Source organism: Stenotrophomonas sp. CFBP 13724 (assembly GCF_014841975.1).
Lineage (GTDB): Bacteria > Pseudomonadota > Gammaproteobacteria > Xanthomonadales > Xanthomonadaceae > Stenotrophomonas > Stenotrophomonas lacuserhaii.
The window spans coordinates 1,823,365-1,848,138 of record NZ_JACYUW010000001.1; the positions used below are offsets into that span (position 1 = coordinate 1,823,365).

19 protein-coding genes are annotated in these 24,774 nt (G+C 66.7%); 6 read left to right on the forward strand and 13 right to left on the reverse strand.

Annotated features, from left to right (window positions below):
• Positions 1 to 3: 3 nt before the first annotated feature.
• Complete coding sequence (locus tag IFT63_RS07980; protein ID WP_042614921.1) at positions 4 to 1,899, reverse strand: ATP-binding cassette domain-containing protein; 1,896 nt, start codon at positions 1,897 to 1,899, stop codon at positions 4 to 6.
• A gap of 37 nt (positions 1,900 to 1,936) precedes the next feature.
• On the opposite strand from IFT63_RS07980, the gene dbpA reads away from it, so the two are divergent.
• Positions 1,937 to 3,313, forward strand: a complete 1,377-nt coding sequence (dbpA, locus tag IFT63_RS07985) for an ATP-dependent RNA helicase DbpA (RefSeq protein WP_192083772.1) — start codon at positions 1,937 to 1,939, stop codon at positions 3,311 to 3,313.
• An 80-nt stretch (positions 3,314 to 3,393) separates the two neighbouring features.
• On the opposite strand, the gene IFT63_RS07990 is transcribed toward dbpA, so the two are convergent.
• From IFT63_RS07990 to IFT63_RS08010, 5 genes are all read right to left on the reverse strand, one after another.
• Positions 3,394 to 3,930 (reverse strand): adenine phosphoribosyltransferase, encoded by a 537-nt coding sequence (locus tag IFT63_RS07990; protein WP_042615061.1) that lies wholly within the window; start codon positions 3,928 to 3,930, stop codon positions 3,394 to 3,396.
• 80 nt (positions 3,931 to 4,010) lie between these two features.
• On the reverse strand, positions 4,011 to 5,579 hold the full coding sequence (locus tag IFT63_RS07995) for a YdiU family protein (protein WP_192083773.1): 1,569 nt from the start codon (positions 5,577 to 5,579) through the stop codon (positions 4,011 to 4,013).
• 42 nt (positions 5,580 to 5,621) lie between these two features.
• On the reverse strand, positions 5,622 to 6,311 hold the full coding sequence (locus tag IFT63_RS08000) for a glutathione S-transferase (RefSeq protein WP_192083774.1): 690 nt from the start codon (positions 6,309 to 6,311) through the stop codon (positions 5,622 to 5,624).
• A 171-nt stretch (positions 6,312 to 6,482) separates the two neighbouring features.
• Positions 6,483 to 6,692: a cold-shock protein gene (locus IFT63_RS08005; RefSeq protein ID WP_042615064.1), complete on the reverse strand. Its 210-nt coding sequence runs from the start codon at positions 6,690 to 6,692 to the stop codon at positions 6,483 to 6,485.
• Between the two features lie 284 nt (positions 6,693 to 6,976).
• On the reverse strand, positions 6,977 to 7,879 hold the full coding sequence (locus tag IFT63_RS08010) for a pseudouridine synthase (protein WP_192083775.1): 903 nt from the start codon (positions 7,877 to 7,879) through the stop codon (positions 6,977 to 6,979).
• A gap of 42 nt (positions 7,880 to 7,921) precedes the next feature.
• Here IFT63_RS08010 and IFT63_RS08015 point away from each other — a divergent pair, with 42 nt between their 5' ends.
• The 3 genes from IFT63_RS08015 to IFT63_RS08025 all read left to right on the forward strand — a co-directional run bounded on the left by IFT63_RS08015 (position 7,922) and on the right by IFT63_RS08025 (position 11,794).
• Complete coding sequence (locus IFT63_RS08015; protein WP_042615066.1) at positions 7,922 to 8,470, forward strand: YaeQ family protein; 549 nt, start codon at positions 7,922 to 7,924, stop codon at positions 8,468 to 8,470.
• A gap of 5 nt (positions 8,471 to 8,475) precedes the next feature.
• Positions 8,476 to 9,660, forward strand: a complete 1,185-nt coding sequence (locus IFT63_RS08020; protein ID WP_042615073.1) for an NAD(P)/FAD-dependent oxidoreductase — start codon at positions 8,476 to 8,478, stop codon at positions 9,658 to 9,660.
• Between the two features lie 64 nt (positions 9,661 to 9,724).
• Positions 9,725 to 11,794: an EAL domain-containing protein gene (locus tag IFT63_RS08025; RefSeq protein ID WP_192083776.1), complete on the forward strand. Its 2,070-nt coding sequence runs from the start codon at positions 9,725 to 9,727 to the stop codon at positions 11,792 to 11,794.
• Positions 11,795 to 11,843: 49 nt separating this feature from the next.
• Here the strand turns inward: IFT63_RS08025 and fabV are convergent, their stop codons facing one another.
• The 6 genes from fabV to queA all read right to left on the reverse strand — a co-directional run bounded on the left by fabV (position 11,844) and on the right by queA (position 19,463).
• Entirely contained in the window at positions 11,844 to 13,103 is a 1,260-nt protein-coding gene (fabV, locus tag IFT63_RS08030; protein ID WP_192083777.1) for an enoyl-ACP reductase FabV, read from the reverse strand.
• Positions 13,104 to 13,430: 327 nt separating this feature from the next.
• On the reverse strand, positions 13,431 to 14,405 hold the full coding sequence (gene secF / locus IFT63_RS08035; protein WP_192083778.1) for a protein translocase subunit SecF: 975 nt from the start codon (positions 14,403 to 14,405) through the stop codon (positions 13,431 to 13,433).
• Between the two features lie 19 nt (positions 14,406 to 14,424).
• The gene (gene secD / locus IFT63_RS08040) at positions 14,425 to 16,278 is read right to left on the reverse strand and encodes a protein translocase subunit SecD (RefSeq protein WP_192083779.1); all 1,854 of its coding nucleotides are present in this window, start codon (positions 16,276 to 16,278) and stop codon (positions 14,425 to 14,427) included.
• 62 nt (positions 16,279 to 16,340) lie between these two features.
• On the reverse strand, positions 16,341 to 16,685 hold the full coding sequence (gene yajC / locus IFT63_RS08045; protein ID WP_042615071.1) for a preprotein translocase subunit YajC: 345 nt from the start codon (positions 16,683 to 16,685) through the stop codon (positions 16,341 to 16,343).
• Positions 16,686 to 16,816: 131 nt separating this feature from the next.
• Positions 16,817 to 17,947, reverse strand: a complete 1,131-nt coding sequence (tgt, locus tag IFT63_RS08050) for a tRNA guanosine(34) transglycosylase Tgt (RefSeq protein WP_192083780.1) — start codon at positions 17,945 to 17,947, stop codon at positions 16,817 to 16,819.
• Between the two features lie 451 nt (positions 17,948 to 18,398).
• Positions 18,399 to 19,463 (reverse strand): tRNA preQ1(34) S-adenosylmethionine ribosyltransferase-isomerase QueA, encoded by a 1,065-nt coding sequence (queA, locus tag IFT63_RS08055; RefSeq protein WP_192083781.1) that lies wholly within the window; start codon positions 19,461 to 19,463, stop codon positions 18,399 to 18,401.
• Positions 19,464 to 19,675: 212 nt separating this feature from the next.
• On the opposite strand from queA, the gene IFT63_RS08060 reads away from it, so the two are divergent.
• Positions 19,676 to 21,172 (forward strand): aminotransferase class III-fold pyridoxal phosphate-dependent enzyme, encoded by a 1,497-nt coding sequence (locus IFT63_RS08060; RefSeq protein ID WP_192083782.1) that lies wholly within the window; start codon positions 19,676 to 19,678, stop codon positions 21,170 to 21,172.
• 111 nt (positions 21,173 to 21,283) lie between these two features.
• Complete coding sequence (locus tag IFT63_RS08065; RefSeq protein ID WP_057687281.1) at positions 21,284 to 21,877, forward strand: TIGR00730 family Rossman fold protein; 594 nt, start codon at positions 21,284 to 21,286, stop codon at positions 21,875 to 21,877.
• On the opposite strand, the gene IFT63_RS08070 is transcribed toward IFT63_RS08065, so the two are convergent.
• On the reverse strand, positions 21,874 to 24,702 hold the full coding sequence (locus IFT63_RS08070) for an EAL domain-containing protein (protein ID WP_249404358.1): 2,829 nt from the start codon (positions 24,700 to 24,702) through the stop codon (positions 21,874 to 21,876). The genes IFT63_RS08065 and IFT63_RS08070 overlap by 4 nt on opposite strands.
• Between the last annotated feature and the right edge of the window lie 72 nt (positions 24,703 to 24,774).

Sequence of the window (24,774 nt, forward strand, 5' to 3'; positions counted from 1 at the left end):
GGTTCAGGCGTCCAGTTCCTGCCAGCGCGCGTAGGCGGCATCCAGCTCGGCCTGCACCTTGGCCAGTTTCTGGTTGTGCGCGGCCATGTCCGGCGCGCTGCGCTGATAGAACGCCGGATCGTTCATCGCGGCAGTCAGCCCTTCGACGTCCTTTTCCAGCGTTTCGATCTTCAGCGGCAGCTGGTCCAGTTCGCGCGCGTCCTTGTAGCTGAGCTTGCGCTTGGCGGGCGCCGGGACTGCGGCCGCTGCCGCGGCAGGGGCGGCCGCGGCGGCCGGACGACTCGCCACCACCGGCGCATTGGCCTGCTGCGCGGCCACGAAGGCCGCATGGCGCTGCCAGTCGCTGTAGCCGCCCACGTAGTCACCGACCACGCCCTCGCCTTCCATCACCAGCGTGGAGGTCACCACGTTGTCTAGGAAATCACGGTCATGGCTGACCAGCAGCAGCGTGCCGGTGTAATCGCCGAGCAGCTCTTCCAACAGCTCCAGCGTTTCCACGTCCAGGTCGTTGGTCGGTTCGTCCATCACCAGCAGGTTGGACGGCTGCGCGAACAGCTTGGCCAGCAGCAGGCGGTTGCGCTCGCCACCGGAAAGACGGGTGATCGGCGCGCGCGCGCGTTCGGGGGTGAACAGGAAATCCTGCAGGTAGGCGTGCACATGCTTGCGCTTGCCGTTGAACTCGATGAAATCGCGGCCTTCGGCCACGTTTTCGATGGCGGTCCAGTCTTCGCGCAGCACCGAGCGGTACTGGTCGAAATAGGCGATTTCCAGATTGGTACCGGCGCGCACTTCACCGCGGTCCGGTGCCAGGTCGCCCAGCAGCAGCTTCAGCAGCGTGGTCTTGCCGCTGCCGTTGGGACCGATCAGGCCGATGCGGTCACCACGCAGGATGGTGGCGGAGAAATCGCGCACCATGCAGCGCTCGCCGAAGGAGAACGACACGTCCTTGATGTCGATGACCTTCTTGCCGGAATTGGCAGCCTGGGCCGCTTCCATCCTGACGTTGCCGCTGATTTCGCGGCGCGACGAGCGCTCGTTGCGCATCGCTTCCAGGCGGCGCACGCGGCCTTCGTCGCGGGTCCGGCGGGCCTTGATGCCCTGGCGGATCCACACTTCTTCCTGCGCCAGCATCTTGTCGAAACGGGCGTTTTCCTGTGCCTGCGCGTTGAGCCGTTCTTCGCGGCGGCGCTCATAGTTGGCCCAGTCGCCCGGCCAGCTGGTGACCTGGCCACGATCGATTTCCACGATGCGTGTGGCCAGCGCGCGCAGGAAGCGACGGTCATGGGTGACGAACACCACACTGCCGTTCCAGTTCTTCAGGAACATTTCCAGCCAGTCGATGGCTTCGATGTCCAGGTGGTTGGTCGGTTCGTCCAGCAGCAACAGGTCCGGGCTGGACACCAGCGCGCGGCCCAGCAGCACGCGGCGCTTCATGCCGCCGGACAGGCGCGCGAATTCGGCATCGCCGTCCAGGTCGAGCTTGGTCAGGGTTTCGCTGACGCGCTGGTCCAGGCCCCAGCCGTTGGCGGCGTCGATCTTGGCCTGCACCGCGCCCAGCGCATCGCCGTCGAACTCTTCGGCCACGCTCAGGTGGTGGAATTCGGCCAGCCACTGGCCCAGTTCGCCCAAGCCTTCGGCGACCACGTCGAACACGCTGCCAGCGGCGCCGTGGGGCACCTCCTGTTCCAGCCGGGTCACGCGGACGCCCTGCTGCACGCGGACTTCGCCATCATCGGGCTTGTGGTCGCCGGACAGCAGCTTGAGCAAAGTGGATTTGCCGGCGCCGTTGCGGCCGATCAGGGCGATACGCTCGCCCGGCTCGATCGACAGTTCGGCTTTTTCCAGCAACAACGGGCCGCCGACGCTGAAGTCGACGTTCTGCAAGGTAATCAGAGGCATGCGGGTATTGTAAGGGGTTAACCCCGTACAATGCGCCATGAATGAATTCTCGACCCTGCCGCTGAGCCCGGCCCTTCAGCCTGGCCTGGAAGCGCTCGGCTACACCACCCTCACCGCCATCCAGGCGCGCAGCCTGCCGGCCATCCTCGACCGCCGCGATGTGATCGCACAGGCCCCCACCGGCAGCGGCAAGACCGCCGCCTTCGGGCTGGGCCTGCTGCAGGCGCTGGATCCGGCCACCCAGCGGGTTCAGGCGCTGGTGCTGTGCCCCACTCGCGAACTGGCCGACCAGGTCGGCAAGCAGATCCGCAAGCTGGCCACCGGCATCCCGAACATGAAGCTGCTGGTGCTGACCGGCGGTTCGCCGCTGGCGCCGCAGCTGGCCTCGCTGGAAGCCCATCATCCGCACGTGGTGGTCGGCACCCCCGGCCGCGTGCAGGAACTGGCCCGCAAGCGCGCGCTGAACCTCGGCGCGGTGCGCACGCTGGTGCTGGACGAAGGCGACCGCATGCTGGACATGGGCTTTGAAGAGCCCATCCGCGAGATCGCCGGGCGCACCCACAAGGACCGCCAGACGTTGCTGTTCTCGGCCACCTTCCCCGATGCGATCCGCGCGATCGGCCGCGACGTGCTGCGCGACCCGGTGGAAGTAACCGTGGACGGCGCCGACGATGCTCCCTCCATCCGCCACCTGTTCTGCGAAGTGGAACCGGCGCACCGGCAGAAGGCACTGGCCGGACTGCTGCTGAAGTACACACCGGAATCGGCGGTGGTGTTCTGCAATACCCGCAAGGATGTCGACGAAGTCGCCAATTCGCTGCAGCAGTTCGGCTTCTCCTCGCTCGCCCTGCACGGCGACATGGAACAGCGCGACCGCGAAGAAGTGCTGGTGCGCTTCGCCAACCGCAGCTGCAACGTGCTGGTGGCCAGCGACGTGGCCGCGCGCGGGCTGGACGTGGAAGACCTGGCGATGGTGATCAACTACGAACTGCCGACCGACATGGAAACCTACCAGCACCGCGTTGGCCGTACCGGCCGCGCCGGTGCCAGCGGCATGGCGATCAGCCTGGTGGCCGGCCGCGAAAAATCCCGTGCCGAGGCGCTGGAAGCGCAGCGCGGCAAGCCGCTGGACTGGCAGAAGACGCCGCTGGCGACCTCGCGCCCGGCCGAACTGCCGCAGGCCGCCATGCGCACCCTGCGCATCGACGGTGGCAAGACCGACAAGCTGCGTCCCGGTGACATCCTGGGCGCGCTGACCGGCGACGCCGGCCTGGCCGGCAAGCACATCGGCAAGATCGCGATCTACCCGACGCGCTCGTACGTGGCCATCGCCCGCGAGCACGCCAACCGGGCCGTGGCCAAGCTGGAAGAAGGCAAGATCAAGGGCCGCAGGTTCCGTACCCGCGTGATGTAAGCCAGCAGCGGTGACGACCAGCGGTCGTCACTACCGAAGCCGGGACGGTAGCGCCGAGCCATGCTCGGCGGCCATGGACCTCAATAAACCAGTTCAGTGTGCAGCGGCAGCCCGGCTTCCCAGCGACCACGGCCGCCCAGTCCGTCCAGCTCCACCAGCACGCCGGCGCCGACCACGTCCACGCCCAGTCGGCGCACCAGCGACAGCGCCGCCACCAGCGTGCCGCCGGTCGCCAGCACGTCATCGATGATCGCCACGCGGGCACCGGCCGGCAGCGCGTCGGCATGCACTTCGATGCAGTCGCTTCGATATTCCAGCGTGTATTCCTCGCGCAGCACCTTGCCCGGCAGCTTGCCCGGCTTGCGCACCGGCACGAAGCCCACACCGAGCTCCAGCGCCATCGCCGCGCCCAGGATGAAGCCACGCGACTCGATGCCGACCACGGCATCCAGCTGCAGGTCGCGCCAGCGCGCGCTCATGGCCTGGATCGCCGCACGGAAATCATCTCCATCGGCGAGCAGCGGCATGATGTCCTTGAACAGGATGCCCGGCTTGGGGAAATCAGCGATGTCGCGCAGGCGCGATGCCCACTGCGGTTCGACGTGTGCGTCGGTCATTGCAAGGCCAGCGTTGTAGGGCGGCATAGGGTAACAGGCCGGTCGGTGGGCTGCTGTTGGTGGACTCGATGGCCGGCCGCTCAGGAACTGCAGGACAGCATCGAACAGCCTGCCTTGTGATCTGCCCACGCCGGACGTCTGCCGGCGTAATGCTCCAGCCCGGCACGTTCGGTGTACGGATCACGCAACACCTCCTGCAGCGCCTGCACGCCCCCCATGTCGCCCTGGCTGGCGCGCTCGATCGCTTCCTGGGCCAGCCAGTTGCGCAGCACGTACAGCGGATTGGCGTGCGTCATCCGCGCGATACGCTCGGGCGCGGCCAGCGGATCGGCACGCAGGCGCGCGGCGTAGTCGTGCAGCCATTGCAGCAGCGGCTCGTGCACGGCCGCCTGGCGTGCGGGGTCGTAGAACACGCCATCGAGCACTCCCGCATCCGGCGCAGCCACGTCCAGCCGGATCAGCGCGCGGTAGGCCAGGGTCATGTCCATCGCCCCGTCCTGCATCAGCTGCTGCCAGCGCTGGTGCAGCTCCAGGTCGGCCTCATCGGCTGCGGACAGGCCCAGCTTTGCCGCCACGTCGCGTCGCGTGCAGGCGGCCAGCGTAGCCTGGAACGCCTCCAGTCCGGCCTGCAGCGGCTGCACGTCGGCGAACAGCGGGGCCAGCGCCTGCGCCAGCCGGGTGAGGTTCCAGAACACCACCTGCGGCTGGGTGCCGAAGCGGTAACGGCGGCCCTGCGCATCGGTGGTATTGGGCGTCCACTCCGGATCGTAGTCTTCCATCCAGCCGTAGGGACCATAGTCGATGGTGAGACCGAGCACGGACATGTTGTCGGTGTTCATGACGCCGTGGACGAAGCCCACGCGCATCCAGTGCGCCACCATTTCCGCACTGCGCGCGGCGATCTGGGCGAACCAGTCGCCCAGCAGCGATTCGCCACTGCCCTGCAGTTCGGGGAAGTCCCGCGCGATGCAGGTTTCCGCCATCTGCTGCAGCAACGCCTGCTCGCCGCGCGACGCGGGCAGCTCGAAGCTGCCGAAGCGCAGGAACGACGGCGCCACGCGGCACACGATGGCGCCCGGTTCGATCTCAGGATGACCGTCGTAGAACATGTCGCGCAGCACGCCCTCGCCGCTGCCGACCAGCGACAGCGCGCGCGTGGTCGGCACGCCCAGATGGTGCATCGCCTCGCTGCACAGGAATTCACGGATCGACGAACGCAGCACCGCACGCCCATCGGCGCCACGCGAATAGGGCGTCGGTCCGGCGCCCTTCAATTGCAGCTCCCAGTGGCGCCCGTCAGCAGCGACCAGTTCACCCAGCGAGATCGCCCGGCCGTCCCCCAACTGGCCGGCCCAGTGGCCGAACTGGTGTCCGCCATAGTTGGCGGCCCACGGCTGCATGCCCTGCAGCAGCGCGTTGCCGGCGAACACCTCGGCGAAATCCGTGCTGCCGACGAAGTCGGCCGGCAGTCCCAGCAGGTCGGCCACTTCAGGCCACACCGCCAGGGTGGACGGTGCCGAAACCGGCGTCGGCATGACCGCCGACCAGGCGGCACCGCGCACCTCACGGCGTTGGTTGGACGGCTCCGGGTCGCCGGGCAGGCGCTGGATCAGGCGGTTGTCGAAACGAAGGGTGTCAGCAGTATCCATGCCCCCGACATGGGGGCGGCCGGACGCAGCGGCAAGACGCACTCAGCGCCCGCTGAGCGCCTCCAGGCTGCCCCCGCGGGCCACCGCGCGCTGGTAGCCCGGGCGCTGTTCAATGCGCTGCAGGAAGCCGCGCAGCGCCGGCTTGTCGGCCAGTCCATCGCCGCGACTGGCGGCGGCCTGGATCGGGAAGCTCATCTGGATATCGGCGGCGGTGAAGCGCTTGCCGGCAAACCACGGGGTTTCCACCAGGCGCTGTTCCATCCAGTCCAGGTGCAGGCGGCGCTGCGGCCCGACGAAGCCTTTCTCGGCCTTGTCGGCGATGGCGCGCGCGATGGGTTTTGCGAAGAACGGCATCGGCGCGTTGCGGATCCTCGACATCACCAGGGTCAGCAACATTGGCGGCATCGCCGAGCCTTCTGCGTAATGCAGCCAGTAACGGTAGGCCATGCGCTCGTCCGAACCAGCCGGCAGCGGCGCAGGCGACAACACGCGTTCACTGTCGTAGCTGTCGGCCAGGTAATCCAGGATGGCACCGGATTCGGCCAGTATGCGCGTGCCGTCCTGCAGCACCGGGGCCTTGCCCAGCCCGTGCACCTGCCGCAGTTCCGGCGGCGCCAGCATGGTCTTCGGATCGCGCGCGTACTGCTTCAGCTCGTAGGCCAGCCCGAGTTCTTCCAGCATCCACAGCACGCGCAGCGAGCGGGAGTTGTCGAGGTGGTGGACGGTGAGCATGCGGGGAATCCGGGTAGGCAGGTGAGTTACAGGGTAGAGCGAGGGGATTGGGGAAAGCGTGACGACCAACGGTCGTCACCCACCACCGCAACGCGACCGCAACGCGGGCAAAAAAAAACGCCGGAAGCTTTCGCTTCCGGCGTCTTTGGCTACCTTACGGCAGCAAGCGGATCAGACCGCCTGCACCTGGTCAGCCTGCATGCCCTTCTGGCCCTGCACGGCGACGAAGGTCACCTTCTGGCCTTCCTGCAGCGACTTGAAGCCGTTGCCCTGGATGGCACGGAAATGCACGAACAGGTCCGGGCCGCTTTCCGGGGTGATGAAGCCGAAGCCCTTGGCATCGTTGAACCACTTGACGGTACCGCTCTGACGATCAGACATCTTTGAAACTCCTGAAACAATGTGAAATAAATCGCAGCCACCGGATATCGGGGCCGAGACTGAGTTGCAGGCGTTGGCAAAGCGGATCGATGGAGCAGATCGTGAGATCAACTGCACCAGGCCACGATTTACGGTGACCCTAGCAAACACAGTGAGACGGACGATACGCGTGTTTGCTCCAAAAAGCGATAGGCAGTGCGTTCATGGTCTACCGCCCCGGCGCAGCTGTGCCAAGGCGCGAGGCCGGATCGGGGTCCAGGCAAGCTCCCAATTCAGCTTTCCGCCTACTCTCTGCCCGGCCCACGCAGCGTGAAGCTGCTGGTGAACCGGCGCGGCTCGCCGTCGAGGGGATCGCTGAACGACAGACCGCAGGCCAGCAGTTGCAGGGGGCGGCGATAGTCACCCGGCGGCTGAGGCGCGTAGCCCGGATACAGGTCATCGCCAAGGATCGGCGCCCCCAGGGCCGCCATGTGCACGCGCAGTTGGTGCTTGCGCCCGGTCACCGGCTGCAGCCGGTAGCGCCAGACCGGGCCCTGGCGATCAAGCACGTCGATGAGGGTCTCGCTGTTGGGATCGCCCTCCTCTTCGCGCATGCAATGGAAAGGCTCGCCCTTCTGCAGCCGGCTGCGGTGCTGCAGCGGGAAGGACCGCCGCGGCAGCGCAGGGGCCAGCGCATCGTAGACCTTGGCGATCCGCCGCTCACGGAACAGCCGCTGGTACGCATCCCGGCTTTCAGGGCGGGTGGAGAACAGCACCAGCCCGGCGGTGAGGCGGTCCAGCCGGTGCAGCGGCACCAGGTCCGCATTGCCGGTGGCAGCCACCAGCCGCGCAAGCAGGGTCTGCTGGACGTGGCCGCCGGCCGGCACCACCGGCAGGAAATGCGGCTTGTCCGCCACCAGCAGGTGGGCGTCGTGGTGAACGATGCGCTCGGCGAAGGGGATGACCGGTTCATCTTCGACTTCACGGAAGTAGCGGATTTCCAGCCCCACCTGCCACGGTTGGCCCGGGAGCAGTGCCCTGCCCTGCGCATCCTGCACCCGCCCGCGCGCGAAACGATCCTGCCACTGGGCGCGGCTGATCCGCGCAAAGCGGGCGCACAGCCCGTCCAGCAGGCTCTTCCAGTTGCCCGGGGGCAGTTGGAGACGACTGGCGGCAACGACGGGAAGGATCGGATCGGACGGGGTCATGGCGCACCCATTATCATGGTGCTCTTTGTCCACGGAAGCCTCATGGCCCTCACCGCCACCATCCGCAAGGCCGAGTTGCAGATCAGCGACATGGATCGCGGCTACTACGCGACCCACAACCTCACCCTCGCCCAGCACCCGTCGGAGACCGACGAGCGCTTGATGGTGCGTCTGCTGGCTTTCGCGCTCAATGCCGAGGACCGGCTGGAGTTCGGTCGCGGGCTGAGCACCGACGACGAACCGGATCTTTGGGAACAGGACTACACCGGTGACATCCTGCGCTGGATCGACCTCGGACACCCGGACGAATCGCGCGTGCGCAAGGCCTGCAACCGCAGCCGCCAGGTGCAGGTGGTGACCTACGCCGGGCATGCTTCGGACGTGTGGTGGCAGAAGCAGGGCAAGGCGCTGGAGCGCTTCAGCAACCTGTCCGTGCTCGACCTTCCTGGCGCCTTCGTGGAGCAGTGGAGCCAGCAGATCCAGCGTGCCATGCGCTGGAGCGTGCTGATCCAGGATGCCGAAGTGCAGCTGATCAACGACCAGATGCAGTTGGATGTCATCCCCGTCTGGCGCAAGCGCGCCAAGGAGTGAGCGGCGTGGCGGCAACGCGGTGCGATGTGCTGGTGATCGGCGCGGGCGCGGCCGGCCTGATGTGTGCGCTCACCGCCGGCCAGCGCGGCCGCGTGGTACAGGTGATCGACCATGCCAACAAGGTCGGCAAGAAGATCCTGATGTCCGGCGGCGGCCGCTGCAACTTCACCAATACCGGCACCACCCCGGCCAACTTCGTGTCGGCCAACCCGCATTTCTGCAAATCCGCCCTGGCCCGCTACACGCCTGCGGACTTCATCGAGATGGTCGAGCGGCACCGCATCGCCTACCACGAGAAAGAGCTCGGCCAGCTGTTCTGCGATGTGTCGTCCAAGCAGATCGTCAAGATGCTGGTGGATGAATGCGTGGAGGCCGGCGTGCAGGTCCGCACCGACTGCGCGGTGCAGCGGATCGAACGCGGCAGCGACGGCTTCCACGTGCAGACCACCCACGGGACGTTCTTCGCCGCCTCGCTGGTGGTGGCCACCGGCGGGCTGTCCATCCCCAGCCTGGGCGCCACCGGCTTCGGCTATGAGATCGCCAGGCAGTTCGGCCACGATGTACTGCCGACGCGCGCCGGACTGGTGCCGCTGACCCTCAGCGGCACCCACCAGCAACGTCTGGCGGACCTGTCCGGCGTGGCGCTGCCGGTCGAAGCGCGCAGCAACGGCATGGCCTTCCGCAACTCGCTGCTGATCACCCACCGCGGCATCAGCGGCCCGGCGATCCTGCAGATTTCGTCTTTCTGGCAACCTGGTGATGCGCTGGAACTGGACCTGCTGCCGGGCCAGGACGCCGAGCAGTGGCTGCGCGCGATGAAACGCGACCGCCCGGACGCGGCCCTGCGCACCGTGCTGGCCGAGGTGCTGCCCAAGCGCCTGGCGCAGCGCCTGTGCGAGCACTGGCTGCCGGACCGTCCGGTCAAGCAGATCGATGAGCCACAACTGCGCCAGGCCGCCGCCCTGCTCGCCGGCTTCCCGCTGGTGGCCAGTGGCACCGAGGGCTACCGCACCGCCGAAGTCACCCTGGGCGGGGTGGACACCGCGCAGGTGTCCTCCTCCAGCTTCGAATCGCGCAAGGTGGCCGGCCTGTATTTCATCGGCGAGGTACTCGACGTCAGCGGTTGGCTGGGCGGCTACAACTTCCAATGGGCGTGGGCCAGCGGCCATGCCGCCGGCAGCGTGGCGTAGGGGCCTGCGCATGGACCTGCGGGCGCGCATCGTGTATCTAATGGGCAGCTTGGGGAGCCTTTGAATGCAGAACTCGAATGACATCACGCTGCGCCTGGTGATCGTGGATGACAGCGGCGAGAACGCTGAAGCGATCGTCAGCGCGCTGCGCAACAGTGGCATCGCGGTGCGGCCTTCGCGGCCGCAGGACGTGGGCGAACTGGGGCAGGTGCTGGCGACGCAGCCGATCGACCTGGTGCTGGCCGCGCCGCAGCAGTCGATCAGCCTGCCGCAGGTCTCCCAGCAGATAGCCGCCAGCGGCAAGGACGTGCCGCTGATCCTGCTGGTGGACCACATCGAAGAGGACGCGCTGGTCGAAGCCAGCGCGCACGGCCTGCGCGCACTCGCGCTGCGGCCGCGGCCGGAACACCTGCTGGCGGTGGTGCGCGACCAGTGGATCGACCTGCAGGCACGTCGCGGCCTGCGCCGGATCGAGGCGCAGATGCGCGAGACCGAACGCCGCTGTGACGCGCTGATCGCTTCTTCGCGCGACCCCATCGCCTATATCCACGAGGGCATGCACATCCGCGCCAACGATGCCTACCTGGAGATGTTCGGGTTTGAAAGCTTCGACGACGTGGAAGGCATTTCGCTGCTGGACATGGTGGCCGCCCAGCACGTGGAAGGCTTCAAGCAGCTGCTGAAGGGCCTGAGCAAGGGCGAGGCGCCGCCGCCGCAGTACCAGATCGATGCCCGCCACCAGGATGGCAATGCGTTCGCGGCGACCATGGAGTTCACCAGTGCGAGCTACGAAGGCGAATCGTGCCTGCAGGTGGTGTTCCGCCGCCGCCTGGAACTTGACCCGGAGCTGGCCCGCGAAGTGGAGGAGCTGCGCCAGCGCGACCAGGTCACCGGCCTGCTCAACCGTCCCACCTTCATGGTGCAGGTGGAAAACGCGGTAGCCCAGGCCAGCCGCGGCGAAGGCCGTTCCGGCCTGCTGCTGGTCGAGCCGGACCATTACGCCCGCCTGCTGCCGGACATCGGGCTGGATTCAGCCGATGCGCTGATCGCCTCCATGGCCGCGTTGCTCAACGATACGGTCGGCAGCCAGGCGCAGCTGGCCCGCTTCGGCGAGCACAGCTTCGCGGTGCTGCTCGACGGCGCCTTCGCCGATACTGCGGCCTTGGCCGAACGCATCCGCAGTGCTTACGCCGCGCATGTGTTCAGCATCGGCGAGCGCTCTGCCACGGTTACCGTGAGCATCGGCGGCGTGCAGGTCGGCGAGAAGATCGCCAGCATCGGCCAGGTGCTGGCGCGTGCCACCACCTGCGTGCAGGCCGCGGCCGAACTGGGCAACAGCGTGCGCATCTTCGATCCGGCCGCCACCGATCGGGTGGAAGAAGAGCGCATCGCCCGCTGGGTCGCGCGCATCCGCGAAGCGGTGGAAGGCGATGGCTTCCAGCTGCATTACCAGCCGGTGCTGAACCTGCAGGGCGAATCACGCGAACTGTACGAGGCCTACCTGCGGCTGGACAACAACGGCGAACTGATGAGCCCGGTCGCCTTCCTCGGCATCGCCGAGGAACACGGTCTGCTGGCCGACATCAACCGCTGGGTGGTACGACGTGCGATCGCCATCCTGGGCGAACGCCAGCGCGCCGGCCATGCCACCCACATGCTGGTCAAGATCACCCCGGAATCATTCGCCGATCCGCTGCTGATCACCACCCTGCAGGAAGAACTGCAGGCACATGGCGTGCCCGGCGACCGGCTGTGGCTGCATGCCCCGGAGTCCAAGGTCTTCACCCACCTGCGCAACGCCCAGCAGTTCCTGCAGGCGGTCGCCCCGCTGGGCTGTCGGATCGGGCTGGAGCAGTTTGGTTCAGGACTGGATTCGTTCCAGCTGCTGGCGCATTTCCAGCCGCAGTTCCTGAAGCTGGATCGCGGCTTCACCCGCGACGCGGCGAGCACGCGCGAGAACTTCGACAAGATCAAGGAAATCACCGAACGTGCGCAGGCGGCCAACATCGCCACCGTCGCCGAGTTCATCACCGATGCCAATTCAATGACCCTGCTGTTCAGCGCAGGGGTGGATTACGTGCAGGGTGAGTTCGTCGGCGAGGCTACGCCGCGAATGGACTTCGACTTCGGCTGAGGCACCGGCCCGCAGCGGGTGACGACCGGTGGTCGTCACCCGCCCGACTTCAGGTCATGTCGACCAGATTATCGATCTTCACGTCCGGATCCACGTCGGCGTCATAGTCCACGCCCTCCACGCCGAAGCCGAACAGGCGCAGGAAATCGGCCTTGTAGCCTTCCAGGTCGCTGATCTCATACAGGTTCTCATCGGTCACCTGCGGCCACAATTCCAGCACTTCGGCCTGCACGCCCGGCGCCATTTCCTTGTAGTCCGCGCGCAGTCGGCCGGCATCGTCGATCAGCTCGACGTGGCGGCCATCGGCATCGGTCAGCTCATGGCGCAGGCGCTCCACCGCCGTGCCTTCGGCCTTGCCGCCGTAGAGGATGTCATACAGCACGTCGAGCTGCTCGATGCAGCCCTCATGGGTGCCCTTCTCCTTCATCACCTTGAACAGCAGCGACAGGTACAGCGGCATGGTGGGGATTGCCGAACTGGCCTGGGTGACCACTGCCTTCAACACCGATACGCGGGCATCGCCGCCGATCGCGGCCAGCTTTTCGCGCAGGCCGAGCACCTTCTGGTCCAGATCCTTCTTGGCCGCACCGATGCTGCCGTTCCAGTAGATCGCCTGGGTGATTTCCTCACCGACGTAGGTGAACGCGGTGGTGGTGCAGCCGTCGGCCAGCACGCCGGCCGCAGCCAGCGCGTCGATCCACATCTGCCAGTCCTCGCCGCCCATCACCGCCACGGTGCCGGCGATCTCTTCGTCGGTAGCCGGCTCCAGGTGGGTCTCGGTCAGCTTGATCTTGTCGGTATCCAGGCCGCGCAGGGTGATCGGCGCGCCGATCGGCTTGAGCGTGGAGTTGATCACTTCGCCGGTCCTGGGGTGCTTGCGGCGCGGCGACGCCAGGCTGTAGACCACCTGGTCGACCTGGCCGAGGTCGGCCTTGATCAGCGCGATGACCTGATCCTTCACTTCATCGGAGAACGCATCGCCGTTCACGCTCTTCGCATACCGTCCGGCCTGGCCGGCGTACTTGTGGAACGCGGCCGAGTTGTACCAGCCGGCACTGCCCGGCTTGGTCTCGCTGCCGGGTTTTTCGAAGAACACGCCCAGGGTGGCGGCGTCGCTGCCGAAGGCGGCGGTGATGCGCGCCGCCAGGCCGTAGCCGGTGGAGGCGCCGATCACCAGCACGCGCTTGGGACCGTTGACGATCTTCGGCCGGGCGCTGATGTAGTCGATCTGCTGCTTGACCGCCGCATCGCAGCCGGTGGGATGGGTGGTGACGCAGATGAAGCCGCGGACGCGCGGTTTGATGACCATGGATACCTCGGTGTGGGACAGGTGCGGCGCGCTGGCGCGCTTGCACGAAACGCTGGAATCGTAGTGTGCGGGGGGAATATGCACAACCGACGGGGGCGTATCGTTTTCTGCCTGTGAGAGTCGGCAGGTGGGATTGCGCGGGACACGCCGCAAGTACGTCCTTGTAGGCTGCGTCGCCGCATCCATGCGGCTCAGCGTCCCGCGCAACCCCACCCGCCGCCTCTTCTGATACCTCCCTGGGCGCCCGTGGCGTGTGCGGGGAGGAAAAAAAGCAAAGAAAAAGCCGCACTTTCGTGCGGCTTTTTCTGTGTCTTTCCGGCTGCCTCGTTATGGGCGGCGGGCCAGGGCTTCTTCGTCCTTGGCCTTGGGCAGCAGGTCCTGCTTGGTCACCGCCAGCACGCCCATGGTCAGCAACGGGCAGGCGATGAAGATCGAGGACAAGGTGCCGATCACTGCGCCGATCATCTGGCTCAGGGCCAGCCCTTCCAGCGAACCGCCGCCGTAGATGTACAGCGCCAGCACGGACAGGAAGAACACCAGCGAGGTGATGATGGTGCGCGACAGGGTCTGGTTGATCGAGCGGTTCATCACTTCCAGCGGCTCGACACGCAGGCTGCGGAAGTTCTCGCGGACACGGTCGAACACCACGATGGTGTCGTTGATGGAGAAACCCATCACCGACAACAGGCCGGCCAGCACGGTCAGGTCGAACTCACGGCCGCTGAAGGAGAAGTAGCCGGCGACCACCAGCACGTCGAACAGGGTGGTGATGATGGCCACCACCGCGAACTTCCACTCGAAGCGGAAACCGATGTAGATCAGGAAACCGACCAGCACGAACAGCGCAGCGTACAGGCCGTTGAGGGCCAGCTCCTTGCCGACCTGCGGACCGACGAACTCCGAGGACAGCACGGTTGCGGCGTTGCCTTCCAGCGACACCGCCGTACGCACCGCTTCGGCAGTGCGGTTGTTGGCGTCGCCGGCGCTTTCGCCTTCGGCCTGGACCTGCGGCTGCAGGCGGATCAGCAGGTTGCTGCCGCTGCCGAAGCTCTGCACCTGGGCACCGGCATAGCCGGCAGTCTCCAGGTGCTCACGCACGGCGTCGACGTCGGCCGGCCGGTCGAAGCGCACTTCCACCACGGTACCGCCGGTGAAATCCAGCGCGTAGTTGAAGCCCTTGCCGATGATGCTGCCCAGGGCGGCGATGAACACCAGTGCGGCGATGCCGATGGCGATCCATCGGGTGCGCATGAAGTCGAACTTGGTGTCGTTCGGGATCAGGTGGAGCGGAAACAATTTCATGGTATCGATCCTTTTCCCGTCAGATGGCCAGGGTCTTGAGCTTCTTGCGGCGGCCGTAGACCAGCACTGCAAGGGCACGGGAAACGGTAATGGCAGTGAACATCGAGGCGATGATGCCGACGATCATGGTCACTGCGAAGCCCTTCAGCGGGCCGGTACCGAACGCATACAACGCAACGCCTGCCAGGATGCCGGTCAGGTTGGCGTCGAGGATGGTGCCGGACGCCTTTTCGTAGCCCGCCACGATGGCGGCCTTGGCGGGCATGCCCGCACGCAGCTCTTCACGGATACGCTCGTTGATCAGCACGTTCGCATCCACCGACAGGCCGATCGACAACGCCAGGCCGGCAAAGCCCGGCAGGGTCATGGTGGCGCCGAACAGCGACATCACCGCGACCACGATCAGCAGGTTGAACAGCATCGCCACCGAGGTGATGACACCGAACATGCGGTAGTAGACGGTGAAGAACACCAGCGTGAACAGGAAGGCGAAGCCCACCGCGGTGACACCGCGCTGCACGTTCTCCGCACCCAGGCTGGGGCCGACGATCTTTTCTTCCACGAAGTCCATCGGCGCGGCCAGCGAGCCGGATTTCAGCAGCTTGGCGAGGTCTTCGGATTCACGCTTCTCCAGGCCGGTGGTCTGGAAATTCTTGCCGAACACGCCGTTGATGTTGGCCACCGAGATGACCTCTTCCTTGACCCGGAAGCTGCGCACTTCCTTGCCGTCCACCGTTTCCACGGTGGGGATGCGCTCGGTGTAGACCACCGCCATCGGCTTGTTCACGTTGGCGCTGGTGAAATCGAACATGCGCTGCCCGCCGACATTGTTCAGCGTCACGCTTACCGCCGCGGAACCGTTCTGGTCGGTGGTGGCCTGGGCTGCGACCATCTGGTCACCGGTGACGATCACCCGCTTGGCCAGCAGCACCGGGCCGCGGTTGTCGCGCAGCTGGTAGACCTTGGCTTCGGGCGGAATGCGGCCGCTGGCGACGGCGTCCTGCGCGTTGCCTTCGATGACCGCGCGGTATTCCAGGGTGGCGGTGGCACCGATCATGCGCTTGGCTTCGGCGGTGTCCTGCACGCCCGGCAGCTGCACGACCACGCGGTCGGCGCCCTGGCGCTGGATGATCGGCTCGGCCACGCCGAGCTGGTTGACGCGGTTGCGCAGCGTGTTGACGTTCTGCTCGATGGCGCCGTTGGCGATGGCGGCCAGTTCGGCATCGGGCAGGCTGACGGTCACGCGGTTGCCGGTGACTTCGAAGCCCAGCGTCGGCTGCGACTTGAACAGCGCATCACGGGCACGCAGTCCAGCGCCCTCGCCTGCACTCGGGCTCAGGTTGGCGACGATGGTGTTGTCCGCGCGGCGCTCGACCGACTGGTACGGAATACGCGCATCACGCAGGGTGGTACGCACGTCTTCGGTGTAGCTGTCCATGCGCTTGTCCAGCGCGGCCTTCTGGTCCACCTGCAGCACGAAATGCACGCCGCCCTGCAGATCCAGGCCCAGCGTCATCGGGCGCGCGCCGAGGTTGGACAGCCAGTCCGGCACGGTGGAGGCCAGGTTCAGCGCCACCACGTAATCCTCGCCGACGCTCTGCTTGAGCACGTCATTGGCGGCGGTCTGCGCCTGGATGTCGGGCAGGCGGACGATCAGGCTGTCGCCTTCCACTTCGGCCGCCATCGGGGCGACGCCGGCCTGCTTGAGGTCGGCCAGCACGCGGTCGCGCAGCGCTGAATCCACCAGGCCGCCGCGGTTGGCGGTGATCTGGATGGCCGGATCCTTCTGGTAGATGTTGGGCAGCGCATACAACGTGCTGATCGCCAGGACGATCAGGATGACGACGTACTTCCAGCGTGGAAATTCGAGCATTGCGAGGTTCCCGCGCGGCGCCATCCCCGGCGCCGCGGTTGTGCTTCAGAAAAGGGAGTGGATCAGACAGCCGACTTCAGGGTGCCGGCCGGCAGCACGTTGCCGACAGCGCCCTTCTGCACGCGGATGCGCACGTTGTCAGCCACTTCCAGGGTGACGAAGTTGTCGCCGATGTCGGTGACCACGCCGGCGATGCCACCGTTGGTCAGCACTTCGTCGCCGCGCTTGATCTTCTCCAGCATGGCCTTGTGCTCCTTCTGCCGCTTCATCTGCGGGCGGATCATCAGGAAGTACATGATGGCGATCAGGATGACCGGGAACAGCAGGGTGGTCATGGTGAAGCCCTGCGGTTGGCCGCCGGCAGCCTGGGCGTGGGCGGCGGGAATCAGGAAAGCAAGCAGGTTCATCGTGGAGTCCTTTGGTTGGGCGGCGCTGCGGTGCCACGAGTGGCCGGGCGCGACCGCAGATCGGTGTCAGCCGTGAAGTATGCCACGGGCCCAGGGATTCGTCCTTGGGCCCTTCGGCAGGGGGCGGCCGCTCAAAGCGGCGGGACGGCAGCCCCCCGGGCTGCGTAGAAAGACCCGCGGAAGGCCTCGAAGGTTCCCGCGGCGATGGCGGCGCGCATATCGGCCATCAACTTCTCGTAGTAGAAGAGGTTGTGGATCGTGCCCAGCATCGGCGCCAGCATTTCGTTGCAGCGGTCCAGGTGGCGCAGGTAGGAGCGGGTATAACCGCCGCTGCAGGCGAAGCAGCCGCAGCCGGGTTCGATCGGGTCCATGTCGCGCTCGTAGCGGGCGTTGCGGATGCGGACCGTGCCGAAAGAGGTGAAATAGTGGCCGTTGCGCGCGTTGCGGGTGGGCATCACGCAGTCGAACATGTCCACGCCGCGGGCCACGCCTTCCACCAGGTCTTCCGGCCGGCCCACGCCCATCAGGTAGCGCGGGCGGTCTGCCGGCAGCACTGGATTGAGGTGATCCAGCATGGCGTTGCGTTCATGCTCGGGTTCGCCCACGGCCAGCCCGCCGATGGCGTAGCCGTCGAAACCGATCTGCTGCAGGGCCTCGGCCGAGCGGCTGCGCAGGTCGGTATGCACCCCGCCCTGGACGATGCCGAACAGCGCGGCGTCGTTGCCCAGGCCATCGTGGGCATCGCGCGAACGCTGGGCCCAGCGCAGGCTGAGCTCCATCGAGCGGCGCGCGACGTCCTCGGTGGCCGGGTACGGCGTGCATTCGTCGAAGATCATCACCACGTCCGAATCCAGCACCTTCTGGATCTTCATGCTTTCCTCCGGACCGAGGAAAACCCGGGCGCCGTCGGTGGGCGAGGCGAAGGTCACGCCCTGTTCGGTGATCTTGCGGCGATGTGCCAGCGAGAACACCTGGAAGCCGCCGGAGTCGGTCAGGATCGGGCCATCCCAGCGCGCGAAGCCGTGCAGGCCGCCGTGGTCGGCGATGACATCCAGGCCGGGGCGCAGGTACAGGTGGAAGGTATTGCCGAGGATGATTTCCGCGCCCAGGGCACGCACCTGGTCGGGGAAGATGCCCTTGACCGAGCCATAGGTACCGACGGGCATGAACGCGGGGGTTTCCACGGTTCCGCGCGGGAAGGTCAAGCGGCCACGGCGGGCACGGCCATCAGTGGTCTGGAGCTGGAACTGCAGTCGGGACATGGTGCGGTTGTTCGGGACAGATAGTTTTCTATTGTCTCGTACTTTTGGGGTTCCCGCGAAAGGCGTGGCGCCTCGGGTATCTGCGAGGGGCGCGGGCGGGGCAGGCTGCACGGGACACGCCGTGAACCCGTCCATGGGGGCTCCAGTTCGGCTCCTGCCTCACAGGGTCCCGTGCAACCTGCCCCACCCGCACCTTCCAGATTCCGCGCCCGTCGCGGCGACGGCCGGCCGCAGGCCGGCTGCTTTTCATCCCCCACCCCACCGCACAGGCGCTCCTTGCCGGCCGCACGCGTGAACGTGTCAGGAGCCAGCGGATGGGGGCAGGCAGGACGCTTGGAGCCCCGGATGGGCGGAAAGCAGCCCCCATGGATGGGTTCACGGCGTGTCCTGCCTGCCCCCATCCGCTGGCTCGACCCGTATCAGGGAGTCGCGCAGACCAACAGAAAACCGATCAGCCCTGCGGGAACAACAACATCGCATCGCCGTAGCTGAAGAAGCGGTAGCGCTGCTCGATCGCATGCCGGTACGCCTCGAACACCCGCTCTTTGCCGGCAAACGCGGAAATCATCATCAACAGCGTGCTCTCCGGCAGATGGAAGTTGGTCACCATCGCGTCCACGCTGCGGATCCGGTACCCCGGCGTGATGAAGATCTGGGTCTCCCCGGCAAACGGCAGCAGCTCACCGTCGCGCATCGCGCTTTCCAGCGCCCGCACCACCGTGGTCCCCACCCCGATCACCCGGCCACCGGCCTCGCGCGTGCGCCGCACCTGCTGCACCAGCTCGGCACCGACGTTCAGCCATTCGCGGTGCATCACATGGTCTTTCAGATCGTCCGCGCGGACCGGCTGGAAGGTACCCGCGCCCACATGCAGGGTGACGTGGCCAAAGCCCACGCCCTTGGCCTGCAGGGCCGCCAGCAGCGCATCATCGAAGTGCAGCCCGGCGGTCGGCGCGGCGACCGCACCGATCTCGCGGGCGAACACCGTCTGGTAGCGCTCGCGATCGTCCAGCCCGGGCTCGCGCTGGATATAGGGCGGCAACGGCAGCCGCCCGGCATGCAGCAGCCACTGCTCCAGCGGTTCGGGCACATGGAACCGCAGCACGTAGAACTCGCCATCGCGGCCCAGCACTTCCACCTCGCCACCGGCGTCCAGCGCGATCCTGCTGCCCGGCTTTGGGGTCTTGCTGGCCCCGACCTGCGCCCTTGCCTGCTGCGCGCCCAGCAGGCGTTCGATCAGGATCTCCACGCGGCCGCCGGTCGCTTTCTGGCCGAACAGCCGCGCCGGGATCACCCGGGTATCGTTGAACACCAGCAGATCACCTTCGCGCAGCAGCGCGGACAGGTCGCGCACATGCGCATCCTGCAGCGCGCCCGGCGTCGGCGGCACCAGCAGCAGGCGGCTCGCCGAACGCTCCGGCAGCGGCGCCTGGGCAATCAGTTCAGTGGGAAGGTCGTAGTGGAAATCGGACTTCTTCAAGGGAACACGCAGCAACAGGTCGGCAATGGCGCGCATTGTACGACCGGCCACCGATGGACAGCGCAGTTGGCGGCAAACGCCCACGAAAATGCTGCCATGCAGCAGCGAACGGACGGGGTTATCGCGCAAAAAACCGCGTGCTAGCATCGAAACGGAAGTCCGAATGCACGAGCCATGACCCGACGCGCGCGCTTGCCGCGCGTTGTGCTTTTACGGGCCGTGCGACCTATCGTTTCAGGAGATCTGCAATGAGCTTCATCGAACGCCTCGCCCCCCTCCGCGCCCAGCCCGGCACCCGCATGACCACCGGCCTGGATGACGCCACGCTGGAGCGTCTTGCCGCCTCCCACCCCGCGCTGGTGGCTGCGGCCGATGCCGCCGCGGCCGAATTTTCCCGCCTCCAGGGTGAGCTGGGCGAGGTGCTGGCGCTGGACGAACAGGCCCAGATCGACGCCATGCAGGACGGCTTCATCAACTTCTACGCCGACGATGCGGTGACCCCGTATGTCGCCTTGACCGCACGCGGCCCGTGGGTGGTCACGCTCAAGGGCGCGGTGCTGTACGACGCCGGTGGCTACGGCATGCTCGGCTTCGGCCACACCCCCGATGCGGTGCTGGAGGCGATGTCGCAGCCGCAGGTGATGGCGAACATCATGACCCCGAGCCTTTCCCAGCAGCGCTTCGTCAAGGCGCTGCGGGCGGAAATCGGCCATCGCCGTGGCGGTTGTCCGTTCACCCGTTTCATGTGCCTCAATTCCGGTTCGGAAGCGGTCGGCCTGGCCGCGCGCATCGCCGATGTGAACAGCAAACTGCAGACCGATCCGGGCGCCCCGCATGCCGGTGCCGCGGTCAAGCGCGTGGTGATCAAGGGCAGCTTCCACGGCCGTACCGACCGCCCGGCCCTGTACTCCGATTCCAGCCGGCGCACCTACCAGCAGCACCTGGCCAGCTATCGCAACGAAGACTCGGTGATCGCCATCGCCCCGTATGACGAAGCCGCCCTGCGCGCGGTGTTCGACGAGGCAGCGCGCAGCAACTGGTTCATCGAAGCGGTATTCCTGGAGCCGGTGATGGGCGAAGGCGATCCGGGACGCTCGGTACCGCCGGCGTTCTATGCGCTGGCCCGCGAACTGACCCGGGCCCACGGCAGCCTGCTGCTGATCGACTCCATCCAGGCCGGACTGCGCGCCCACGGCGTGCTGTCGGTGGTGGATTACCCCGGCTTCGAAGGCCTGGATGCGCCGGACATGGAAACCTATTCGAAGGCGCTCAATGCCGCCCAGTACCCGCTGTCGGTGCTTGCAGTGAACGAACGCGCCGCACAGCTGTACCGCAAGGGCATCTACGGCAACACCATGACCAGCAATCCGCGTGCGCTGGACGTTGCCTGCGCCACGCTGGCCCAGCTCACCCCGGAGGTGCGCGGCAACATCGCCGAGCGTGGCCGGGAGGCACTGCGCCGGCTGGAAAAGCTCAAGGACGAACTGGGCGGACTGATCACCAAGGTGCAGGGCACCGGCCTGCTGTTCTCCTGCGAACTGGCTCCGCAGTTCAAGTGCTACGGCGCCGGTTCCACCGAAGAATGGCTCCGCCGCCAGGGCGTCAATGTGATCCACGGCGGTGAGCGCTCGCTGCGCTTCACCCCGCACTTCGGCATGGACAGCAGCGAGCTGGAACTGCTGGTCGGCATGGTCGGCCGTGCCCTGCGCGAAGGTCCGCGCCGCGAGCAGGCCCAGGCCGCCTGAACCCCGCCTCTGCTGGCACCGGGCAGCCTCCGGTGCCAGCAGGTAAAATACGCCGCACACTGATCCCGCACCCCGCCCCCGGCGGGGCGCTTTCGTTTCAAGGAATACCCGATGAAGTCCCTCTGTGTTTACTGCGGCTCCAACGCGGGCAGCAAGCCGATCTATACCGAACGCGCGATCGCGCTGGGTGACCGCATCGCCCGTGACGGCCTGCGTCTGGTCTACGGCGGCGGCAACGTCGGCCTGATGGGCACGGTGGCCAATGCCGCGCTGGAAGCCGGCGGCGAAGTGACCGGCGTGATCCCGCAGCAGCTGGCGGACTGGGAAGTCGCGCACCGCGGCCTGACCACGCTGGAAGTGGTCGGTTCCATGCACGAGCGCAAGTCGCGCATGTTCGAGCTGTCCGACGCCTTTGTCGCCCTGCCCGGTGGCTTCGGCACCATGGAAGAAATCTTCGAGATGCTGACCTGGCGCCAGCTCGGCATCGGCAACAAGCCGTGCGCCTTCCTGGACGTGGACGGTTTCTACGCCCCGCTGATCGGGATGATCGACCGCATGGTCGAAGAACGCTTCCTGCACCCGGCCCAGCGCGCCGATCTCTGGTACGGCTCGGACATCGACGCGATGCTGGACTGGATGCGCAGCTACGAGCCCGCGCAGGCCTCCAAGTGGATCGACGAGAAGCGCCGCAACGCCCTGGTCTAACGCGGTGCCGGGCGACCCAGCAGGTAGCCCTGGCCGTAGTCGCAGCCCAGGTCCAGCAGGATCTGGCGCTGGCTTTCGGTTTCTATGCCTTCGGCAATGGTATTGATGCCGAGCGTGCGCGCCAGTGACACCACGCCTTCCACCAGCGCCAGCGTGCTCTGCGCTTCCGGGCCGTTGAGGCCGGCGATGAAGCTCTGGTCGATCTTCAACGTGGAAATCGGGAATCGATGCAGGTAGGACAGCGCCGAGAAGCCCGTGCCGAAATCATCCAGCTGCACCAGGATGCCGCGCTCGCGCAGCGCCTGCAGCACGCGCAGGGTGCGTGGACCTTCATCGAGCAGGGCGACTTCGGTGATCTCCAGGCGCAACCGGTGCGGGTCGGCGTCGAAGGCTTCGATCAAACCGAACAACCGGTTGCTGAACTCGGCCGAGCGGAAATGCCGCGGTGATACGTTGACCGATACATAGCCGGTACCGCCGCGTGAGAGGCCGGCGATCACCTGTTCGTAGATCAGCCAGTCCACCTGCTCGATCAGGCCACTGCCCTCGCCGAGGTCCAGGAACGCGCCCGGCAGCAGCATCCCGCGGGTTTCGTGCTGCCAGCGCAACAGCGCCTCATGGCCTACCACCACGCCATCGGTGAGCCGCACGATGGGCTGGTAGTACGGCAGGAAGTCCTGGTTGATGATCGCCCGCCGCAGGTCCGATTCCAGGTCCAGGCTGCGCATCGCCTGCTCGCGCATGTCCTCGTCGAAGATCGCACAGCGGTCGTGGCCCTGCGCCTTGGCGCGGTACATCGCCGCATCGGCATCCCGCAGCAGCTCTTCGCCGCGCTGGTAGCGCGCATTCCACAGCGCGATGCCCAGGCTGCCGGACGGGAACAGCTCGCGCCCGGCCACCCACATTGACTCCTGCAGCGCCAGCAGCATGCGCTGGGAGAACTCCAACGCCTGCGCCAAGCCGTGCGGGCACTGCAGCAGGATGGCGAACTCATCCCCGCCCAGCCGTGCCACCACGTTGTCCGGGCCCAGCATCGAGACGATGCGCTTGGCCACCTCGACCAGCATCTGATCGCCAGCCGCATGGCCGATGCTGTCGTTGACCAGCTTGAAGCGATCCAGGTCAAGGAACAGCACCGCGAATTCGCCGCCCTCACCTTTGCGCGCGCGCAGCAGCGCATCTTCCAGGCGATCCAGCAGGTGGATGCGGTTGGGCAGGCCGGTCAGGCCATCGTGCATGGCCTGGTGGGTCAACCGCTGCTCGGCGCGCAACCGCTCGGCGATCTGTCCGAGCAGCTTCTCATTCACTTCGCCCAGTTCGCGGGTGCGTTCCTCCACGCGTTGTTCCAGTCCGGCATGGGCCAGCCGCAGCCGCTCCTGGTCACGTTGCCGCGCCAGTCCTGCGCCGATGTTCTGCGCCACGAAGGTCAACAGGCGCTGGTCGTGCGCGGTGAAGGCCACGTCCGGGCTGTAGCTCTGCACCACGATCACCCCGACCACTTCGTCATCGCGCAGCAGTGGCACACCGAGCCAGCACTGCGAGCGCACACCGGACTCTCGCACCTTGCCGGCTTCGATCATCGCGTCGATGTCGGCGCGTGCGGCCAGCAGCGGTCGCCGCTCGCGCACTACGTGTTCGGTCAGCCCCTGGCTGAAGGCGCGCGGCGCGCGCGTGACCGTGTACTCGTCGACCGAGTAGACGAACTCGAGCCCATCACCCGCCTCGTTGACCAGGGCGATGTAGAAGTTGCGCGCATCCAGCAAGGTGCCGACGATGCCATGGACCTGCGCATGGAACTGCGACAGGCTTTCGGCCTGCATCGCCAGTTCGGCGATGCCATACAGCGCGGCCTGCAGCTTTTCGGCACGGCGACGTTCGAAGACCTCATCCTGCAGGCTGCGGTTGGCGCGCTGCAGTTCCAGCGTGCGTCGTTCCACCTGCCGCTCCAGCTGCACCTGCGCCTGGCGCCGGTCCATCGCCGTGCGCACGTGCTGGGCGACGAAGCCGAGCAGCGCGCGGTCCGCCTCGCCGTAGCGGTCATGCTGGTCATAGCTCTGCACCACGATCGCCCCGCAAACGCGCCCTTCGCGCAGCATCGGCACGCCCAGCCAATCCAGGCTTTCCGGCCCACGCCAGTGCTGCCCGTCCTGGCCCACGCTGGCCAGCAACTGGCGCGAGGGGCCACTGAGCGGGTGCCCATGCTGCAGCAGCGCGAAGGTCAGGCTCCCCGGCAGCTCACTTTCGGCATAGGCGCGCGAGGGATCGGCGACGAAATCATCGATCTGATCGGCGAAGTACAGGAAGCGGATGGTCTGCCGGATATCGTCATATTCGACGATGAAGCAGTTGTGCGCGTACATCAGCGTGTTGAGGACGCGATGGACATGCCGCAGCATCTCGGCCATTTCCAGTTCGGCCCCGGACAGATCGGCGATCTCATACAGCGCCTGCTGCAGCCGCTTGGCATCTTCCAGGGCGTGGATCTGGCCGGCCTGGCGGGCCTGCTGCAGCCCCAGTTGAAGGGCTTCGCGGGCGACCGACCACCAGCCCGCGGGCACCGCTGCGCCTTCGACACGCAGGCCGATGCGCGCACCGTCGTGCTGCCATTGCTCGTGCTGCGCCTGCTGCGTCCCGGCCGCGCGCAATGACGGCATCGCCTGCGGCGGATGGCATTGGCTCCCCTGCCCCAGCAGCGGATCGTCCCAGTCCACCCACAGACAGGCGTGGCCCGGCAACAGGCCACACAGGGCCTCCAGCAAGCCGCTGGTCACCACCGCATTGCCCGGTGTTTCCATCGTGGGTGCAACGATCTGACTGGACAACATGACGACCCCATGGCGCGGGAACTCCCGACACCTCCCCTGTGCGCGGAGCATAGCGCTTTCCGCGACCTGAAT

Bases quoted from the DNA above. Each gene is read 5' to 3' on its own strand.
- IFT63_RS07980 (WP_042614921.1), bottom strand. From the start codon at position 1,899: ATGCCTCTGATTACCTTGCAGAACGTCGACTTCAGCGTCGGCGGCCCG.
- dbpA (WP_192083772.1), top strand. From the start codon at position 1,937: ATGAATGAATTCTCGACCCTGCCGCTGAGCCCGGCCCTTCAGCCTGGC.
- IFT63_RS07990 (WP_042615061.1), bottom strand. From the start codon at position 3,930: ATGACCGACGCACACGTCGAACCGCAGTGGGCATCGCGCCTGCGCGAC.
- IFT63_RS07995 (WP_192083773.1), bottom strand. From the start codon at position 5,579: ATGGATACTGCTGACACCCTTCGTTTCGACAACCGCCTGATCCAGCGC.
- IFT63_RS08000 (WP_192083774.1), bottom strand. From the start codon at position 6,311: ATGCTCACCGTCCACCACCTCGACAACTCCCGCTCGCTGCGCGTGCTG.
- IFT63_RS08005 (WP_042615064.1), bottom strand. From the start codon at position 6,692: ATGTCTGATCGTCAGAGCGGTACCGTCAAGTGGTTCAACGATGCCAAG.
- IFT63_RS08010 (WP_192083775.1), bottom strand. From the start codon at position 7,879: ATGACCCCGTCCGATCCGATCCTTCCCGTCGTTGCCGCCAGTCGTCTC.
- IFT63_RS08015 (WP_042615066.1), top strand. From the start codon at position 7,922: ATGGCCCTCACCGCCACCATCCGCAAGGCCGAGTTGCAGATCAGCGAC.
- IFT63_RS08025 (WP_192083776.1), top strand. From the start codon at position 9,725: ATGCAGAACTCGAATGACATCACGCTGCGCCTGGTGATCGTGGATGAC.
- fabV (WP_192083777.1), bottom strand. From the start codon at position 13,103: ATGGTCATCAAACCGCGCGTCCGCGGCTTCATCTGCGTCACCACCCAT.
- secF (WP_192083778.1), bottom strand. From the start codon at position 14,405: ATGAAATTGTTTCCGCTCCACCTGATCCCGAACGACACCAAGTTCGAC.
- secD (WP_192083779.1), bottom strand. From the start codon at position 16,278: ATGCTCGAATTTCCACGCTGGAAGTACGTCGTCATCCTGATCGTCCTG.
- yajC (WP_042615071.1), bottom strand. From the start codon at position 16,685: ATGAACCTGCTTGCTTTCCTGATTCCCGCCGCCCACGCCCAGGCTGCC.
- tgt (WP_192083780.1), bottom strand. From the start codon at position 17,947: ATGTCCCGACTGCAGTTCCAGCTCCAGACCACTGATGGCCGTGCCCGC.
- queA (WP_192083781.1), bottom strand. From the start codon at position 19,463: ATGCGCGCCATTGCCGACCTGTTGCTGCGTGTTCCCTTGAAGAAGTCC.
- IFT63_RS08060 (WP_192083782.1), top strand. From the start codon at position 19,676: ATGAGCTTCATCGAACGCCTCGCCCCCCTCCGCGCCCAGCCCGGCACC.
- IFT63_RS08065 (WP_057687281.1), top strand. From the start codon at position 21,284: ATGAAGTCCCTCTGTGTTTACTGCGGCTCCAACGCGGGCAGCAAGCCG.
- IFT63_RS08070 (WP_249404358.1), bottom strand. From the start codon at position 24,702: ATGTTGTCCAGTCAGATCGTTGCACCCACGATGGAAACACCGGGCAAT.